The organism is Streptomyces sp. SA15 (assembly GCF_002291145.1).
Lineage (GTDB): Bacteria > Actinomycetota > Actinomycetes > Streptomycetales > Streptomycetaceae > Streptomyces.
The window spans coordinates 91,374-108,435 of the sequence record NZ_NTGE01000084.1 but is presented as its reverse complement, the minus strand read 5'-3'; the positions used below and the strand labels follow the sequence as shown (position 1 = coordinate 108,435).

The 17,062-nt window shown below is 70.3% G+C and carries 13 protein-coding genes and 1 pseudogene; 1 reads left to right on the top strand and 13 read right to left on the bottom strand.

Annotated features, from left to right (window positions below; genetic code table 11):
- Positions 1 to 265: 265 nt before the first annotated feature.
- On the top strand, positions 266 to 2,221 hold the full coding sequence (locus CLM62_RS15950) for a serine/threonine-protein kinase (RefSeq protein WP_257003868.1): 1,956 nt from the start codon (positions 266 to 268) through the stop codon (positions 2,219 to 2,221).
- On the opposite strand, the gene CLM62_RS15945 is transcribed toward CLM62_RS15950, so the two are convergent.
- From CLM62_RS15945 to kdpA, 13 genes and pseudogenes are all read right to left on the bottom strand, one after another.
- Positions 2,218 to 3,438: an esterase-like activity of phytase family protein gene (locus CLM62_RS15945; protein WP_095750526.1), complete on the bottom strand. Its 1,221-nt coding sequence runs from the start codon at positions 3,436 to 3,438 to the stop codon at positions 2,218 to 2,220. The genes CLM62_RS15950 and CLM62_RS15945 overlap by 4 nt on opposite strands.
- 56 nt (positions 3,439 to 3,494) lie before the next feature.
- Entirely contained in the window at positions 3,495 to 4,430 is a 936-nt protein-coding gene (locus CLM62_RS15940) for an ABC transporter permease (protein ID WP_095750525.1), read from the bottom strand.
- Positions 4,427 to 5,539, bottom strand: coding sequence for an ABC transporter permease (locus tag CLM62_RS15935; RefSeq protein WP_095750524.1), 1,113 nt, complete (start codon positions 5,537 to 5,539; stop codon positions 4,427 to 4,429). Before CLM62_RS15935 ends, CLM62_RS15940 begins: the two co-directional genes overlap by 4 nt.
- A complete protein-coding gene (locus CLM62_RS15930; RefSeq protein ID WP_257003867.1) occupies positions 5,536 to 7,125 on the bottom strand; it encodes an ABC transporter ATP-binding protein in 1,590 nt (529 codons plus the stop codon). Before CLM62_RS15930 ends, CLM62_RS15935 begins: the two co-directional genes overlap by 4 nt.
- Before the next feature lie 53 nt (positions 7,126 to 7,178).
- Positions 7,179 to 8,273 carry a BMP family protein gene (locus CLM62_RS15925; RefSeq protein ID WP_095750522.1) on the bottom strand — a complete coding sequence of 365 codons (1,095 nt, stop codon included), beginning with the start codon at positions 8,271 to 8,273 and terminating at the stop codon, positions 7,179 to 7,181.
- A 120-nt stretch (positions 8,274 to 8,393) separates the two neighbouring features.
- Positions 8,394 to 9,137 carry a glutamine amidotransferase gene (locus CLM62_RS15920; RefSeq protein WP_095750521.1) on the bottom strand — a complete coding sequence of 248 codons (744 nt, stop codon included), beginning with the start codon at positions 9,135 to 9,137 and terminating at the stop codon, positions 8,394 to 8,396.
- A 79-nt stretch (positions 9,138 to 9,216) separates the two neighbouring features.
- Complete coding sequence (locus CLM62_RS15915; RefSeq protein WP_095750520.1) at positions 9,217 to 10,269, bottom strand: LacI family DNA-binding transcriptional regulator; 1,053 nt, start codon at positions 10,267 to 10,269, stop codon at positions 9,217 to 9,219.
- A complete protein-coding gene (locus tag CLM62_RS15910) occupies positions 10,259 to 11,623 on the bottom strand; it encodes an amidohydrolase (RefSeq protein ID WP_095750519.1) in 1,365 nt (454 codons plus the stop codon). The genes CLM62_RS15915 and CLM62_RS15910 overlap by 11 nt, the downstream gene beginning before the upstream one ends.
- 105 nt (positions 11,624 to 11,728) lie before the next feature.
- Positions 11,729 to 11,812: pseudogene (locus tag CLM62_RS53060) on the bottom strand (hypothetical protein); the annotation flags it as partial.
- A 1-nt stretch (position 11,813) separates the two neighbouring features.
- Entirely contained in the window at positions 11,814 to 12,497 is a 684-nt protein-coding gene (locus tag CLM62_RS15900; RefSeq protein ID WP_095750517.1) for a response regulator, read from the bottom strand.
- Between the two features lie 124 nt (positions 12,498 to 12,621).
- A complete protein-coding gene (locus tag CLM62_RS15895; RefSeq protein WP_095750516.1) occupies positions 12,622 to 13,254 on the bottom strand; it encodes a potassium-transporting ATPase subunit C in 633 nt (210 codons plus the stop codon).
- Positions 13,255 to 13,260: 6 nt separating this feature from the next.
- Positions 13,261 to 15,393, bottom strand: coding sequence for a potassium-transporting ATPase subunit KdpB (gene kdpB, locus CLM62_RS15890; RefSeq protein WP_179382112.1), 2,133 nt, complete (start codon positions 15,391 to 15,393; stop codon positions 13,261 to 13,263).
- Entirely contained in the window at positions 15,390 to 17,054 is a 1,665-nt protein-coding gene (kdpA, locus tag CLM62_RS15885; RefSeq protein ID WP_095750515.1) for a potassium-transporting ATPase subunit KdpA, read from the bottom strand. Before kdpA ends, kdpB begins: the two co-directional genes overlap by 4 nt.
- Between the last annotated feature and the right edge of the window lie 8 nt (positions 17,055 to 17,062).

The window sequence follows — 17,062 nt, the reverse complement described above, 5'->3', positions numbered from 1 at the left end:
GCAGCCGGCGAGCTGGTCGCTCGCGCGGCTGCGGTGTTGGTGCGGGTGATGACCTCCATGCGTTCCACGTTAACAGCGGCCTCCTCGGACCGTCCCGGGGTTTTCTCGCCGCCGGGCCGGCCGCACATCTGCACCGCCGCACCAGGCGTACGACCAGGGGTAGGGGTGAAGGCCGATGACTGTTCAGGCCGGAGGCGCGGGCCGGACACGAGGGACCCGTGATGCAATGGGGCACCACAGAGCGGATCACGGGGTGGAGTGCGGCGTGTTGAGCAACGGTGGGCCCGATGTGGGGAGTTTCCAGCCACTGGAGGACGGCGATCCGCGGGTCGTCGGCGGCTACCGGCTGGTGGCGCGGCTCGGGTCCGGCGGTATGGGACGGGTCTATCTCTCCCACACGCCGGGCGGACGGGCCGTCGCGGTCAAGGTGATCCGGCCGGAGCTGGCCGAGAACGCCGAGTTCCGGAAGCGGTTCCGCGCCGAGGTGGCCGCCGCGAGCCGGGTGCACGGGCTCTACACGGCTCCGGTCGTGGACAGCGACACCGAGGGATCCATGCCGTGGTGTGCCACCGCCTATGTGCCGGGGCCGTCCCTCTCCGACGCCGTGCGCGACCACGGCCCGCTGCCCGTCGACACCGTGCTGCGGCTGATCGCCGGTGTCGCGGAGGCCCTGCAGGCGGTGCACCGCGAGGGCATCGTGCACCGGGATCTGAAGCCGTCCAACGTGCTGCTCGCCGCCGACGGCCCCCGGGTCATCGACTTCGGTGTCGCGCGGGCCGCGGACGCCACGTCGGTGACACAGAGCGGCACAGCCCTCGGCACGGTCGCCTATATGGCGCCGGAGCAGGCACTCGGCGGGGAGGCCTCCTCCTCGGCCGACGTGTTCGCGCTGGGGCAGACCGCCGTGTTCGCCGCGACGGGCGGCGCCGCGTTCGGGGAAGGGGATCCGCACGCGGTGCTCTACCGAGTGGTGCACGAGGAGCCCGACCTCGGCCGTGTGCCGGACGAGATACGGGAGTTGGTGGCCCGGTGTCTGCGCAAGCCCGCCACCGAGCGGCCTTCCGTCGAGGAGGTCATCCGCACCGTTCAGACGATCCAGGCGAGCCGCGGTGACGTGGCCCGGTTCACGTTCGGGGCGTGGCTGCCGGGCGCGCTGGCGGCGGGGATCACGGCCCGGGCCGAAGGAGCCGATCAGGCCCGGGCGGGGACGGCCGCGGGCGGCCATGCCTCCGGCGGTTTCGGGCCCGCGAGCTCCGGAGCCTTCGATCCCGCGAGTTCCGGTGGCTTCGGGCCCGCGAGCGGTGCCGGTTCCGGGGCCGCCGGTTCCGGGTCGGTCGGTTACGGCGCATTCGGTCCTCCGACGTCGTACTCCCCCACCTCGCCGTCCCATGCCGCGATGCCCGGACCGTTCGTGATGGGGCCCGGGGCCGCGCCGGGTGCGTACGCTCCGTCCCCCTGGCCGCAGCCGCAGGAGCCGGCCGCCGCGCAGACCTCCCCGGTGGCCTCGGACGGCAAGGGCCGCAGGCGCCGGGCCTGGGTGTTGTCGGCAGCCGCTGTCGTGCTCGTCGCCTGTGGGGCGGGCGCCACGCTGCTGTTCGTTCCGGGGGACGAGCAAAAGAGCGACGGCCGGGCGCAGAAGGTGGCCGCGTCGCGGTCGCCCGCTTCGGCCGAGGCGTCGCCGTCGACGTCGGGCTCCCCGTCCGCCACCCCCTCGAAGAAGCCCAAGCCCACCAAGGCGGCTCTGCCGCCGAGCCCTTCGGAGCCCCCGACACCCGCCCGGCCCGCGACCTCGGCTCCCCCGACCGCCGCGGCCGGCAAGCCCGCGGCCCCGACGGCCCCTGTCCCGGTGACGTACTCCGGGATCCGGATGACCAAGAGCCATGACCTGTACCTGGCGGACAGCCCGGTGCGGGCCAAGGCGGACACCGGGACCTCCGACGAGGATCTGACGTACGCCGTCTACTCCTCGGGCGCGGTCCTCGCCCCCGGCACCGATTCCGGCAGCTCCCTCGCCCTGCTGCCGGTGGGCCGGCAAGGGAGCCTGGACGTGTGCAGGGCGGCGACCGGCTACAAGAGCTACATCTGGGTCAAGGACCTCACCGTCGGCCAGCAGATGTGCGTCATCAGCGGGACGGGGCACGTAGGGCTCGTGACACTTCGGGACTCGTCCGGGACGACGTCCGTCACCTTGGACGTGAAGGTGTGGCGCGACGCGGCCTAGGGACAGGTGGCGTGGGTGCCGAGCAGGCCGCTGCGGACGGACAGCAGGTGGAACTTGGTGACGCCGCCGTTGAAGCCGAAGTTGTCGTCGGAGACGAGGACGAGGGAGCGGGAACCGTCGGGCAGGGTCGGTCCCCAGGCCATGCCCTCGACGTTGTCGGCGTCGGTCCCGGAGAGGGTGAAGTCGTACAGCAGTTTCTTCCGCATCGGCTTCTCCGTGCCGGACAGCGCGTCCTTGCCGCTGACGTCGGTGGCGCCGAGCGTGCTGGTCCAGTACAGACGGATGGCGAAGCCGACGCCGGAGGCGAAGGAGCGCTCGACGACGAGGTGGTCGGTCTCGTTGACCGCCAGGATCTCGGAGACGCCCCTGTCCGCCGCGTACGTGTTGACGGGCGGGGGCAGCGGTGCGGTGGGCGCGTCCGAGATCGGGTCGACCTCGTAGACGTACTCGGCCTCCGTCCGGGCCGTCCGGCGGTCCGTCACCAGCACCCGGGAGGGGCTCTTGGCCGTGAGACTGGCCGCGGGGCCGTCCTGGACCAGGGCGTTCTCGGTGATCGTGACGACCTTGTCGCCGTCCGGTGAGAGGGTCAGCCCTTCCAGGGCCTGGTTGTTGCGGACTCCAGCGGCGAGCGTGCCGGAGGCGGATTTGACCGGGGTGTACGCCGTGGGCAGGGGCAGTTCCCGCAGGTAGGCGCCCGAGGCGAACGTTTCCCGGACGAAGGCGGGCTGTCCCGAGTTAGAGGCGCCCTCGCTGGTCCACAGCAGGCTCTCGCCGCCCGGGGTCCAGCGGATGGCCTCGGGGTCGACCGCCTTGGCGGTGAAGGGTTCGCCGGTGGTGTCGGCGAGCACGGTCAGCCCGTCGGGAGTGGGCTCGTCACCGGCGAAGGCGGCACCGTCCAGCGGTAGTCGGAGCGTGTAGAAGCGGGCCTTGCCGTTCTCCGAGCGGTCGTCGCTGATCACGGCGTACTCGCCGGATTCCGGGTCGTAGTCGATGCCGGACAGTCCGCCGAACGGCATGCCGAACTCCGTGGTTCCGGCGGGGACGGCGAGGGTGTCCAGCAGCGTCAGGCCGTGCTGTGTCCTCTGGGCCCGGGCCGGTTCCGGGTCCGGTTCGGCCGCGTACGCGTGTGTCAGGGCTTGGCTGCCGAGGAGGGCGGCCGTGGTGAGGGTGCCGAGGACCGCACGTCCGCGGGGGGCTCGCTGTCTGTGTCGGGGCATGGGTGTCCTGTCCTTCCGGGTGATGGCCGAACGTTGGAGGGTGTGCGGTGGGTGGGTCAGAGGGAGGCGACCGTGACCTCTCCCGCGCCCCGGCGTTTGCGGCGCCACGCGTACAGCGCGAGGGCGACGAGCGTCATGGCGTAGGGAATCGTCGAGACCAGCTGGGGCGGCACGTCGAGCGTGCCGAGTTGTACGGCCAGGGCCTCCGCCGCGCCGAAACCGAGGGCGGCGAGGAAGACGCCCCAGGGGCGCAGACCCCCGAGGAAGACCGCGGCGAGGGCGATGAAGCCGCGGCCGGCCGTCATGTCCCGTACGAAGAAGGAGACGTAGCCCATGCTGAGGAAGACCCCGGCGAGGCCGGCGAGCGCGCCGCTGAGGGCGAGGCCGGCGTACTGGACGCGCCGGACCGGGATACCCACCGACGCGGCGGCGTCCGGCATCTCGCCGACCGCGCGCAGGTGGAAGCCGAAGCGGGTGCGGTAGAACAGCCAGGCGACGAACGGGGCGGCCAGGAAGGCCAGCCACGTGACCGTGTTCTGCCCGCTGAGCACGTCCCCTAGCACCGGGATGCTCTCGACACCGGGCAGGGGGACCGTCGGCAGGGTGCCGCTGTCGAGGCCGGAGGTGCCGCCCTTGTCTTCCAGGAGGGTGTAGACGGCGTAGGCCGTGGCGCCGGAGGCGAGGAGGTTGAGGCCGATGCCCGCGATGATCGCGTCGGCTCCGAGTTCCAGCCGCAGTGCGGCGAGCAGCAGCCCCAGCAGTGTCGCCACGGCGATGCCGCACAGGGCGCCGAGGGCGACGGAGCCGCTGTATCCGGCGACCAGCGCGCCGGTGCAGGCCGCCCCCAGCATCTGGCCCTCCAGGGCGATGTTGCTGATGCCGGCGCGTTCGGCGACCAGTCCGCCGAAGGCGGCGAGCAGGTACGGGGTGGCGACCCGCAGCACGGCGGCCAGGAAGGCGCTGCTGAGGACGACGTCGAGGACGGAACTCATCGGGCCTCCACCTGCTTGCGGGTGAGGCGCCTCTTCAGCAGGTCCGGCAGGGCCTGGGCGGTGACCAGCAGGACGATGACCGCCTGGATCACGACGACGATCTCCGTGCCGACGTCGGTCTGCTGTTCCATGATGTCGCCCCCGGCGCGCAGGTAGGAGTAGAAGAGGCCGGCGACCACGACGACCAGCGGGTTGTTCCGGGCGAGCAGGGCCACCACGATCCCCTCGAAGGCGAGGCTTCCGGCGAGGCCCGGTTCGAGGCGGCCGTAGACGCCCTGGACGAGGTGGGCTCCGGCGAGGCCCGCGACGGCGCCGCCGATGACGAAGCTCCACTCGATGGTGCGGGGCACGCGGATGCCGCCGTAGTCGGCGAAGTCCGGGTTGGCGCCGGTCATGCGGATGCGGTAGCCGAGCGGGGTGCGGGTCAGGAGCAGCCACAGCGCGACGGCGGTGAGCAGCATCAGGCCGAGGCCGATGTTGGCCCGGCCCAGCGGGATGCCGAACCACTCGGTCAGCGGGGTGAGCGCGGAGTCCGGACGGATGCGCTCGGAGTGCACCGCGCTGCTGCCGGACTGTCTCAGGGGGCCGTTGACCAGGTAGTCGTAGACGCGTACGGCGATGGCGTTGAGCATGAGCGTGGCCACGATCTCGTTGGCGCCCAGGCGTGCCTTCATGGCACCGGGCACGAAGCCCATGCCGGCTCCCGCCGCGGCCGCCGCCGCGAGCGGGACGACGACGGCGACCACCGGCGGCAGCGGCAGGAAGATCGCGACGGCCGCGGCCGCCAACGCCCCGGCGTAGACCTGGCTTTCGGCGCCCAGGCTGATCTGGCGGGCCCGGAAGGGGATGGCCACCGACAGGCCGAGCAGCGTGAGCGTGGTGGCGTCCTCCAGCCAGCGGCCGACCCGGAAGGAGCGTTCCAGCGGTCCGGTGAGCAGGGCTTCGTACGCCGCTGTCGGGTTCTTCCCGGTGGCGAGTATCACGAGGAAGCCGATGACGAGGGCGGCCAGGACGGTGGCCAGGGTCATGCTGAGGTCGACGGCGAGGTCGCGGCGCCGGGTCGCGCGGTATGCGCGGCGGTCCTCGCTCTCGATGAGGGTGGTGGTCATGAGGTGGGCGTCTCTCCGGAGTCGTCGAGGCCTGCCGTGAGGTGCTCCCGGAGGTGGTGTTCGACGCCGAGCATGTAGAGCCCGACCCGCTTCTCGGTGAGGCCTTGGGTGTCGTCGAACCGGGCGACCAGGCGGCCGTCCTTGAGGACGAGCAACCGGTCGGAGAGGGCGAGGAGTTCGGTGAGGTCGGCCGAGATCAGCAGGACGGCGGCGCCCGCGTCCCGGGCGGCGACCAGCCGCTCGTACATGAATCGCATGGCGCCGATGTCCACTCCGCGGGTGACGTGGGAGGCGATCAACAGCCTTGGCCCGGCGGAGAGTTCACGGGCGACGATCACTTTCTGCATGTTGCCGCCGGAGAGGGCGCGGACCGGGACGGCCGGGTCGGGGGTGCGGATCGCGTAGTCGTCGATCAGCTGTTGGGCGTGGGCGCGCACGGCCCCCGGGTGCAGGACGCCGCGTCGGGCGAGGGGCGGGCGGTCGTGCCGGTCGACGACGAGGTTGTCGGCGATCGACTCGTCCAGGGCCGTGCCGTTGTGCAGCCGGTCCTCCGGTACGTAGCCGATGCCCGCGCGGCGGTGGCCCGCGACGTCGAGGCCGGCCGTGTCGGTGCCGCCGACATGAATGGTGCCCGCGGTCAGGCGGCGCAACCCGGCGAGGATCTCGGCGAGTTCGCTCTGTCCGTTGCCCTCGATGCCGGCCACGCCGACGATCTCCCCTGCGGCGACGTCGAAGGCGAGGTCGTGCAGGGACTGTCCGGTGGGCGCCGTGTAACGCAGGTTCCGTACGCGCAGGGTGACGTCCGTGGGACGGGCGGGAGCGCGGTCCACGTCGAGGGTGAGGTCCCGGCCGACCATCATCGCGGCGAGCGAATGCTCGGTGGCGTCGGCGGTGGCGACGGTTCCGACCAGCGAACCGGCCCGCATCACACTCACGGTGTCGCTGATCTCGCGTACTTCACGCAGCTTGTGGGAGATGAACAGCACGGTCATCCCGCCGTCGCGCAGCCGTCGTACGGCGGCGAAGAGATCCTCGGTCTCCTGCGGGGTGAGGACGGCGGTCGGTTCGTCGAGGATCAGCACCTTCGCCCTGCGGTGGAGCGCCTTGAGGATCTCGGTGCGCTGGCGCATGCCGACCGACACCTCCTCGACGCGGGCCCTGGGGTCGACGGCGAGTCCGGACTCCTCGGCGAGCCGGGCCGTGGTCTCGACGGCCGCCTTGGTGTCGACGAGGCCGCGGCGGCCCGGCTCGACGCCGAGGACGACGTTCTGGGCGATCGTGAAGGACGGCACCAGCATCAGGTTCTGGTGCACCATGCCCACGCCGAGCCCGATCGCCGAGGCCGGGCCGCGCAGCACGCGGGGGCGTCCGCCGATCAGGATCTCGCCCGAACTCGGCTGTTCGAGCCCGTAGAAGAGCTTCATCAGCGTGGACTTGCCCGCGCCGTTCTCGCCCACCACCGCCCGGATCTCACCCGGCGGGACCTCCAGGTCCACACCGCGGACCGCACGCACACCGTTGCCATAGGTCTTGGTCACCGCGCGGGCGGCGACGGCCGGACCGGCCTTGTGCCATGACTCGTTCATCGTCGGGACCATTTCGGCTGGTTCGGATGGTTCGGATGGTTCGGATGGTTCGGCTACAGGGCGCTGGGGACCTTGACGGAGCCGGACTTCACCCTGCCGGCGGCCGCCTCGAGTTCGGTACGGATCTTCGCCGGTACGAGCTGCGCGAAGTGGTCGTCGTTCACGTAGCCCACCGCGTCCTCGGAGAGGCCGACCGTGGAGACGGCGCCGTACTTCAGGGAGTCCTTCTGGTCGTCCTGCGCCGCCTTGTAGAGCGCGTTGCCGACGTTTTTGAGGATGGAGGTGACCACGGTGTTCTTCTGTGCCTGGTCGGTGAGGGTCTGGTACTGGTCGGAGTCGACGCCGAAGGTGTAGCGCTGGGCGGCGACCGCGGACTCGAAGGTGCCGAGCCCGGAGAGCCCGGCGACCGGCCAGACCAGGGCGGCGCCCTGGCCGTACATCGCGGTGGAGATCTCCTTGCCCCTGGCCGGGTCGCCGAAGGGCTTGTCGCCGCCCACGTACTGCACGAGCACATCGGAGCCGCTACCGCCGGCCGCCGTGAAACCGGCCTTGAATCCGACGACGAAGTCCTCGATGAGCGGGGTCTTCACGCCGCCCATGACGCCGACCTTCTTGAGGGATTCGGCGCCCTTCAGCGCTTTTCCGGCGACCAGCTTCTCGGCGAGGAATCCGGCGAGATATCCGCCCTCGTTCTGCTTGAAGGTCACGGAGTAGACGTTCTCGCACTTGTCGGAACAGGTGCCGTTCTTGCCGCTGTAGTCCACCGGGGCGTCGAAGACCCAGAACTTCTTGTCCGGGTACTGCGGGGCGAGTTCGCCGATGTAGTCGGTGACCTCGAAGGTGCCGGCGGCGAGGATGTCGTAGTCGCCGGCCGCGGCGGCGTCCTCGAAGCCGGGCTCCCACTTGGTGCGGTCGGAGCCGAGTTCGACCACCTTCAGTTCGTAGCCGAGATCCTTCTCGGCCCGCTTCAGTCCCGCGTAGGCGGAGTCGAAGAACGACTTGTCGCCGAGGCCGCCATTGACCACCAGTTTGATGCGGGGCTTGCCGGAGGATCCCGTCGTACCGGAATCCCCGTCCGATCCTCCACATGCGGCGAGTACGAGCATTCCCGCCACTGCCGCGACCGCGGCGCCTTTTCCGTGTCTCATCGTCCGTCTCCTGATCATGCGCATTGGCCGGTATGGGGTGAGTGATTGCGTTGACAGTAGGAAGTGCAAAACGATTTGGCTACGCCGCCCGGTTTCTGTTTGATTTCCGCAGGGAGAAATTCAGACACCGGCGAGCCAGCGCACCAGCCGGTCCCACAGCTGCGCGTATCCGTCCCAGGCCAGGAACGGCGGCGGGGCCCAGTGCGGCGCCACATCGGAGGTGAACGCCGCCGACCGGCCCGCGCCGTGCCCGCCGACGACGAGCAGCGGATGCCCGGCGCACTCGGCCAGCAGCGACGCCTCCGGCCGTACGGCGACCTCGTTGAGGCCGAGCAGCGCGGGCCAGTGCCGCTCCAGCCCTCGTACGACCGCGTGGTCGGACACCGCTTCGGGCACGGCACCGGCCGGGAGCTCGACCCGGTCGTCCCGGTCGGCCATCACCACCGGCAGGGCCTCGGCCAGCGGTGTGCGCCCCCAGCGTGCGCGGCCGTCGATGCCGCTGAAGGTCAGATAGCCGCCGATCATCAGCACCCCGCCGCCCCGCTCGACGAAGGCCCGCACCAGCTCGGAACGGTCGGCGCAGGGAACGGACGCGCCGAAGGTCTGCGGCGGCAGTTGGAAGCTGTTGGCGCCGACGTCGCTGATGACCACGACGTCGTAGGCGTCGAAACCGTCGGCGGAGTCCGGGACCCGGGTGGGGATCTCGTGCGCGGGGACGTACGTCACCTCGTGGCCGCGCGAGCGCAGCGCCTGGAGGAAGACGCCGCCTCCCTCGGTGTACTCGGAGGTGTGGAAGGCGTCGAAGCCCTTCTGGTGGACCGTGTACGTGAACCAGGACTCGCCGACGACGAGGACTCTGGGCATGGTGAATCGCCTTTCCTGGACGGGGATTCGGGCATCGGGGCAGCGCGGCACCGCGCCCGGTGCGGCAGGTGGGAGGGGCTCAGTGGGCGGGCGGGGCCGTACTGCCGCGCACCTTGAGTTCGACGGGGAGGGTGTGCCGGGAGGCCGGTGGGACCTCGCCCCGGCAGACGTACTGGAGGAGTTGTGCGGTGGCGGTGCGGCCCACGTCGTAGGCGGGCTGGTGGACGGTGGTCAGGGGCGGGCTGATCTGGGAGGCGGCCCGGATGTCGTCGAAGCCGACCACGGAGACGTCCGCGGGGACCGAGAGTCCGGCCTCTTTGAGGGCGGTGAGGGCGCCGAAGGCCATCAGGTCGTTGGCCGCGAAGACGGCCGTGCAGTCCAGGTCGCCGTCCCCCAGGAGTTGGGCGACGAGGCGGTGGCCGGAGGCCTCCTTGAAGTCGCCGACGCGTTCGACGACGTGGCCGCGGAAAGCCCGTACGAAGCCGGACGCGCGGGCGGCGCTGCTCCTCAGCGCGCGCGGACCGGTCAGCATCAGCGCCCGGCGGTGGCCGAGTCCCCGCAGGTGCTCGCCGACCAGGCGGCCGCCCGCCTCGTGGTCGGCGGTGGCGATGAGGGCGCCTTCGAGGCCCTCGACCTCCTCGTCGGCGAGCGCGATGGGGAACTTGCCCATCAGGGCCTCCAGCCGCCGGCGCGACGGCGGGGACCCCGAGGCGTACACCATGCCGTCGATGAACCGGCTGCGGATCATGCCGAGGTAGCGGTCCTCGCGGTCGGCGTCGAACTCGGTGTTGCACAGGATCAGGCCGTAGCCCAGGTCGTGGGCGGCGTCCTCGGCGCCCTTGGCGAGTTCGGCGAAGAAGGTGTTGCTGATGTCGGGGATGAGCAGGCCGATGACGGAGGTGGAGCCGGCCTGGAGGCTGCGGGCCAGCGAGGCCGGGACGTAGCCGAGCCGGTTGACGACGCCGCGGACGCGGGCGGCGGTCTCCTCGTTGACCGGCCGGTTGCCGCTGAGGACGTGGGAGACGGTGGTGGGGCTGACCCCCGCGGCGGCGGCCACGTCCTTGATGGAGGCGGGCCTGCGCACCGCCGGGCGATCGCCGGTGGTGCCGCTCCCGTACGGCTCACGGGTCATAGTGCTGCACCGCTCTTCCGTGGGAGGTGTCGAGGATCCGGGCCACGCGGGCGTCGGCCTCCTCGAGGAGAGCGGACTCGTCCACGGTGAGCAGCCGGCCGTCGCGCATCAGGACACGGCCGTCGACGATCACCGTACGGACATCACTGGCGCGTGCGCTGTAGACGAGAGCCGCGCGCGGATCGTGCAACGGGCGGCAGTGCAGGCCGGACAGGTCGGTCAGGACGATGTCGGCGCGCAGGCCCGGCTCCAGCGCCCCGATCCGGTCGGCCAGGCCGAGGGCGCGGGCCCCGCCGCGCGTCGCCAGGCGCAGGGTGTCGGAGACGGTCATCCAGGTGGCGTCCCGCACCGCCTGCTTCTGGGTCAGGGCGACCAGCCGGAGCGCCTCCCAGATGTCGAGCGTGTTGTGTCCGGCGGCGCCGTCAGTGCCGACCGCGACCGTCACTCCGGCGTCGAGCAACTCCCGGACGGGGGTGAGCGGGGACAGCGCGTGCTTGAGGTAGACCTTGGGACAGCAGGCCACGGCGGTCCGTTCGGCGTGCTCGGCCAACAGGGGCAGGTCCTGCTCGACGATGCCGCAGCCGTGGGCGATGAGGGCACCCGCCTCCAGGACCCCGGTCTCGTACAGCACACGGATCGGTGTGCTGCCGCGCCGCTCGAGGCTCGACTCGGTCTGTTCCAGGTGCTCGGCGGCGTGGATGTGCAGGCGCAGTCCGAGCCGCCGGGCATGTCCGGACAGGGACCTCAGGTCCGTGTCGTCGACGGTGTACGGGGCGTGCGGCCCGAGCGAGACGGTGACTCGGCCCTCGGCCGCACCGTGCCAGGTCTCCGCGAAGTGCACGGTGGCTTCCCGTGCCTCCTGGCCGTGGCTGCTGAAGTAGGTGGGCGCGATGTCGGCCCGCAGCCCGGTACCGGCGACCGCCTCTGCGATCTGCTCGGGGAAGAAGTAGTGGTCGGCGAAGGTGGTGACCCCGGAGCGGATCATCTCGGCACAGGCCAGCAGGGCGCCGGCGCGTACGTCGGCGGGGGTGAGGTTGCTCTCCATCGGCCATACGCGGTCGTTGAACCAGCCCTCGACCGGCACGTCCTCGGCCGCGCCGCGCATCAGCACCATCGGGCTGTGCGTGTGCGCGTTGACCAGGCCCGGTACGGCGATCAGGCCCCGGCCGTCGATCACCTCGGCGGCGTCGTCCGGACGCGCGGTGCCGGTCGGCCGTACCTCCTGGATACGGCCGTCCGCGACGACGATGTCGTGCGCGGCGAGGATCTCGCACTCGCCGTCCACCGGAACGCGCAGCACGTCGCATCCGGTCACCACAAGGCCGCCCGACGCGGCGGGCGCTGTCTCGCTCATGGCGCACAAGCTAGGCATGCAAAACGTTTTGCACAACCATCACTTTTCCGGCGGGCCGGACGGGAGCCGGTCAGCGTCCGCCCCGCAGACCGAGACGTCGTACCAGCGATGCGCCTCGGACGGCATCGCATACGTCTTGCCGACGCCCGGTGCCGCGCCGAGGTAGATCCGGAGCTTTCCGCGTGTCATGTCATCCCTCGAAGCGGTAGCCCATGCCGGGCTCGGTGATCAGATGGCGGGGGTGGGAAGGATCCGCCTCGAGTTTGCGGCGGAGCTGGGCCATGTACACCCGCAGGTAGTTGGTCTTGTTGCCCTGGGTGACTCCCCACACCTCGTGCAGGAGCTGCTTCTGGGTGACCAGGCGGCCCGGATTGGTGACCAGGATCTCCAGCAGGTGCCATTCGGTCGGGGTGAGCCGGATGTCGTGGCCCGCGCGGGAGGCCTTCTTGGCGAGGAGGTCGATGGTGAAGTCGTCCGTCTCGACCAGGGTTGTCTCGGGAGCGAGCGGCACGTCCTCGGTGCGGCGGACGGCGGCCCGCAGCCGGGCCATGAGTTCGTCCATGCTGAACGGTTTGGTGATGTAGTCGTCGGCGCCCGCGTCGAGGGCGGCGACCTTCTCGTCCGAGGCGCGGCGCGCGGACAGGACGAGGACCGGTACGCGGGTCCAGCCGCGCAGGCCCATGATGACGTCGACCCCGTCCATGTCGGGCAGGCCCAGGTCGAGCAGCACGACATCCGGCCGGCGTGCGGCGGCGAGGCGGAGCGCGGTGGCGCCGTCGGGCACCGCGTCCACTCCGTAGTGGCGGGCCTGCAGGTTGATCACGAGGGCTCGTACGAGCTGGGGGTCGTCTTCCACGACCAGCACCCGAGTCATCGGTGTGCGCCTTTCCTGTCGTGCGCGGGGCCGAAGAGATCACCACCGGCTTGCCGGCGGCGGGAGCCGGCGGACGTGGAGTGTGCTCCGGGCCGCCGGCTGCCTCGTGGGTCGGGTAACGCCATCAGCTCTTCGCCGCGAGTTCCTTGAGCGCGACGTTGAGTTCGAGGAGGTTCACCCGGGGCTCGCCCATGAAGCCGAGGGTGCGGCCTTGGATGTGGTCCTCGACGAGCTTCTCGACCTGCGTGACGGACAGGTCGTTGCGCTCGGCGACCCGGTGGACCTGGAGTTCGGCGTACGCCGGGGAGATGTTCGGGTCCAGGCCCGAGCCGGAGGAGGTGACCGCGTCGGCGGGGACCTCGGAGGGCCTCACCTTGTAGTCGGCCGTGGAGTTCTCCTTGACGACCTTGGCCTTCGCCTCCTTCACCCACTTGATGAGCTCGGGGTTGTCGGCGGAGCGGTTCGTGGCGCCGGAGAGGATCAGCTTGTACTGGGTGTTGACCGGGTTCTCACCGAGGCCATTGGCGGGCCGGGGCTGGAAGTAGTCCAGGCTGTAGTCCTGTTGACCGATCAGCGAGGAACCGACGACCTTGCCCTCGGCCTTGACCTCCGAGCCGTTCGCCTTGTTGCCGAAGAGCGCTTGGGCCACACCTGTGACGGCCAGCGGATACAGGATGCCTGTGAGCACGGTCAACACGAGCAGTGCCCGTAGGCCGGCGCTCAGCAACCGGGCGGTGTTCACAACGGAGTTGTTCATGGTCCTTCACCCGATCCCGGGGATCAGAGAGATGAGCAGGTCGATGATCTTGATGCCGATGAACGGCGCGATCAGGCCGCCGAGACCGTAGATCCCGAGGTTCCGGCGGAGCATCTTGTCCGCGCTCACCGGGCGGTACCGCACGCCCCGCAGGGCCAGCGGCACCAGCGCGATGATGATGATCGCGTTGAAGATGACCGCCGAGAGGATCGCGGAGTCGGGCGAGGACAGCCGCATGATGTTCAGCTTGTCCAGGCCCGGGTAGACCGCGGCGAACAGCGCCGGGATGATCGCGAAGTACTTCGCCACGTCGTTGGCGATGGAGAACGTCGTCAACGCGCCCCTCGTGATGAGGAGTTGCTTGCCGATCTCCACGATCTCGATGAGCTTCGTCGGGTTGGAGTCGAGGTCGACCATGTTGCCGGCCTCCTTGGCGGCCGACGTACCCGTGTTCATCGCCACGCCGACGTCCGCCTGGGCCAGCGCGGGCGCGTCGTTCGTACCGTCGCCGGTCATCGCGACCAGCTTGCCGCCCGCCTGCTCACGCTTGATCAGCGCCATCTTGTCCTCGGGCGTGGCCTCGGCGAGGAAGTCGTCGACACCGGCCTCCTCGGCGATCGCCTTCGCCGTCAGCGGGTTGTCGCCCGTGATCATGACGGTCTTGATGCCCATGCGGCGCAGTTCGTCGAACCGCTCGCGCATGCCCTCCTTGACGACGTCCTTGAGGTGGATGACGCCCAACACCCTTGCCCCGCCGGTGTCTTCGAGGGCCACCAGCAGGGGCGTACCGCCCGCCTCGGAGATCCTTTCCGTCAACTCCTGTGCGTCCTCGGCGACTTCACCACCCTGCTCCTGGACCCAGGCGACGACGGAACCGGCGGCGCCCTTGCGGATCTTGCGGCCGTCGACGTCCACGCCCGACATGCGCGTCTGCGCGGTGAAGGCGATCCACTCGGCGCCGGCCAACTCGCCCTGATGCCGCTCACGCAGGCCGTACTTCTCCTTCGCCAGTACGACGATGGAGCGGCCCTCGGGCGTCTGGTCGGCCAGCGACGACAGCTGAGCCGCGTCGGCGACCTCGGCCTCCGTCGCGCCGCGCACCGGCACGAACTCGGCCGCCTGCCGGTTACCGAGGGTGATGGTGCCGGTCTTGTCGAGCAGCAGCGTCGACACATCGCCTGCCGCTTCGACCGCCCGCCCCGACATGGCCAGCACATTGCGCTGCACCAGCCGGTCCATGCCCGCGATGCCGATCGCCGACAGCAGCGCGCCGATCGTGGTCGGGATGAGGCAGACAAGGAGGGCCACCAGCACGACCAGCGTGAGATGCGTGCCCGCGTAGTCAGCGAACGGCGGCAGGGTCGCCACCGCCAGCAGGAACACGATGGTCAGCGAGGCCAGCAGGATGTTCAGCGCGATCTCGTTCGGCGTCTTCTGCCGCGCCGCGCCCTCGACGAGGCTGATCATCCGGTCGATGAAGGTCTCCCCCGGCTTCGTCGTGACCTTGACGACGATCCGGTCGGACAGCACCTTCGTACCGCCGGTGACCGCCGAACGGTCGCCGCCGGACTCGCGGATGACCGGCGCCGACTCACCGGTGATCGCCGACTCGTCGACCGAGGCGACGCCTTCGACGACGTCACCGTCGCCGGGGATGATGTCGCCGGCCTCGCAGACGACCAGATCGCCGATCTTCAACTCGGTACCCGGGACTCGCTCTTCGCGGTCGCCGACGAGCCGGCGCGCCACGGTGTCGGTCTTGGCCTTGCGCAGGGTGTCCGCCTGCGCCTTGCCGCGGCCCTCGGCGACCGCCTCCGCCAGGTTGGCGAAGATCACGGTCAGCCACAGCCAGGCGCTGATCGCCCAGCCGAACCAGTCGCCCGGGTCCTTGAAGGAGAACACGGTGGTCAGCACCGAGCCGACGAGCACCACGAACATCACGGGTGACTTGACCATCACCCGCGGGTCCAGCTTGCGGAAGGCGTCCGGCAGCGACTTGACGAGCTGCTTGGGGTCGAAGAGGCCGGCGCCGACGCGGACCTCGGCGGACTTCTGCCCGGTGGGTACGTCGCTGTGCGGCGCCCGGGTCGGAGTGGCTGTGGACATGGAGTCCTCTTGGTTCTGCGTGTCGGTGGTCATGCCGCCAGCCCTTCGGCGAGCGGGCCCAGCGCCAGGGCCGGGAAGTAGGTCAGACCGGTGATGATCAGGATCACGCCCACCAACAGGCCGGTGAACAGCGGCTTCTCGGTCCGCAGGGTGCCCGCGGTGGCCGGGACCGGCTTCTGCTCGGCGAGCGAGCCGGCCAGCGCCAGCACGAACACCATCGGCAGGAAGCGGCCGAGCAGCATGGCCAGCCCGATCGTGGTGTTGAACCACTGCGTGTCCGCGTTCAGACCGGCGAAGGCCGAGCCGTTGTTGTTGGCGCCGGACGTGTAGGCGTACAGGATCTCGGAGAACCCGTGCGCGCCGCTGTTGGTCATCGAGTGTGCCGGGGTGGGCAGGGCCATCGCGAGGGCGGTGAAGACCAGCACCAGCGCCGGTGTGATGAGGATGTAGCAGGCGGCCAGCTTGATCTCGCGGGTGCCGATCTTCTTGCCCAGGTACTCAGGTGTACGGCCGACCATCAGGCCGGCGATGAAGACCGCGATGATCGCCATGACCAGCATGCCGTAGAGACCGGAGCCGACACCGCCGGGCGCGATCTCGCCCAGCATCATGCCGAGCATGGTGATCCCGCCGCCGAGGCCGGTGAACGACGAGTGGAAGGAGTCCACCGCGCCGGTCGAGGTCAGCGTGGTGGACACCGCGAAGATCGACGAGGAGCCGACGCCAAAGCGGACCTCCTTGCCCTCCATCGCACCGCCCGCGATCTGCAGCGCCGGGCCGTGATGGGCGAACTCCGTCCACATCATCAGGGCGACGAAACCGACCCAGATGGTGGCCATCGTGGCGAGGATGGCGTAGCCCTGCTTGACGGAGCCGACCATGACACCGAAGGTCCGGGTCAGTGAGAACGGGATCACCAGCAGCAGGAAGATCTCGAAGAGGTTGGTGAAGGGGGTCGGGTTCTCGAACGGATGGGCGGAGTTGGCGTTGAAGTAGCCGCCGCCGTTCGTACCGAACTCCTTGATGGCCTCCTGCGAGGCGACCGCCCCGCCGTTCCACTGCTGCTGCCCACCCATGAACTGACCCACTTCGTGGATCCCGGAGAAGTTCTGGATCACACCGCAGGCGACCAGTACGATCGCGGCGACGAAGGCACCAGGCAGCAGGATCCGTACGACACCCCGCACCATGTCGGCCCAGAAGTTGCCCAGCTCACCGGTCCGTGACCGCGCGAACCCCCGTACGAGAGCCACCGCGACGGCGATGCCGACGGCCGCGGAGACGAAGTTCTGCACGGCGAGACCGGCCGTCTGCACGACGTGGCCCATGGCCTGTTCGCCGTAGTACGACTGCCAGTTGGTGTTCGTGACGAAGGACGCGGCGGTGTTGAAGGCCTGGTCAGGGCCGATCGACTTGAAGCCGAGCGACAGGGGCAGGACTCCCTGGAGCCGTTGCAGCAGGTACAGGAAGAGCACGCCGGCCACGGAGAAGGCCAGCAGCCCGCGCAGATACGCCGGCCAGCGCATCTCGGTGTCCGGGTTGGCACCGATGCCCTTGTAGATCCACTTCTCGACCCGCCAGTGCCGGTCGGAGGAGTAGACCTTGGCCATGTAGGTGCCGAGGGGTATGTAGGCGAGCGCCAGCGCGCCGATCAGGGCCAGCAGCTGAAGCACGCCGGCGAGTACGGGACCCATGCCGCCCG

Coding starts and splice junctions, on each gene's coding strand:
- CLM62_RS15945 (WP_095750526.1), bottom strand. CDS start 3,438: ATGCCCCGACACAGACAGCGAGCCCCCCGCGGACGTGCGGTCCTCGGC.
- CLM62_RS15940 (WP_095750525.1), bottom strand. CDS start 4,430: ATGAGTTCCGTCCTCGACGTCGTCCTCAGCAGCGCCTTCCTGGCCGCC.
- CLM62_RS15935 (WP_095750524.1), bottom strand. CDS start 5,539: ATGACCACCACCCTCATCGAGAGCGAGGACCGCCGCGCATACCGCGCG.
- CLM62_RS15930 (WP_257003867.1), bottom strand. CDS start 7,125: ATGAACGAGTCATGGCACAAGGCCGGTCCGGCCGTCGCCGCCCGCGCG.
- CLM62_RS15925 (WP_095750522.1), bottom strand. CDS start 8,273: ATGAGACACGGAAAAGGCGCCGCGGTCGCGGCAGTGGCGGGAATGCTC.
- CLM62_RS15920 (WP_095750521.1), bottom strand. CDS start 9,137: ATGCCCAGAGTCCTCGTCGTCGGCGAGTCCTGGTTCACGTACACGGTC.
- CLM62_RS15915 (WP_095750520.1), bottom strand. CDS start 10,269: ATGACCCGTGAGCCGTACGGGAGCGGCACCACCGGCGATCGCCCGGCG.
- CLM62_RS15910 (WP_095750519.1), bottom strand. CDS start 11,623: ATGAGCGAGACAGCGCCCGCCGCGTCGGGCGGCCTTGTGGTGACCGGA.
- CLM62_RS15900 (WP_095750517.1), bottom strand. CDS start 12,497: ATGACTCGGGTGCTGGTCGTGGAAGACGACCCCCAGCTCGTACGAGCC.
- CLM62_RS15895 (WP_095750516.1), bottom strand. CDS start 13,254: ATGAACAACTCCGTTGTGAACACCGCCCGGTTGCTGAGCGCCGGCCTA.
- kdpB (WP_179382112.1), bottom strand. CDS start 15,393: ATGACCACCGACACGCAGAACCAAGAGGACTCCATGTCCACAGCCACT.
- kdpA (WP_095750515.1), bottom strand. CDS start 17,054: ATGGGTCCCGTACTCGCCGGCGTGCTTCAGCTGCTGGCCCTGATCGGC.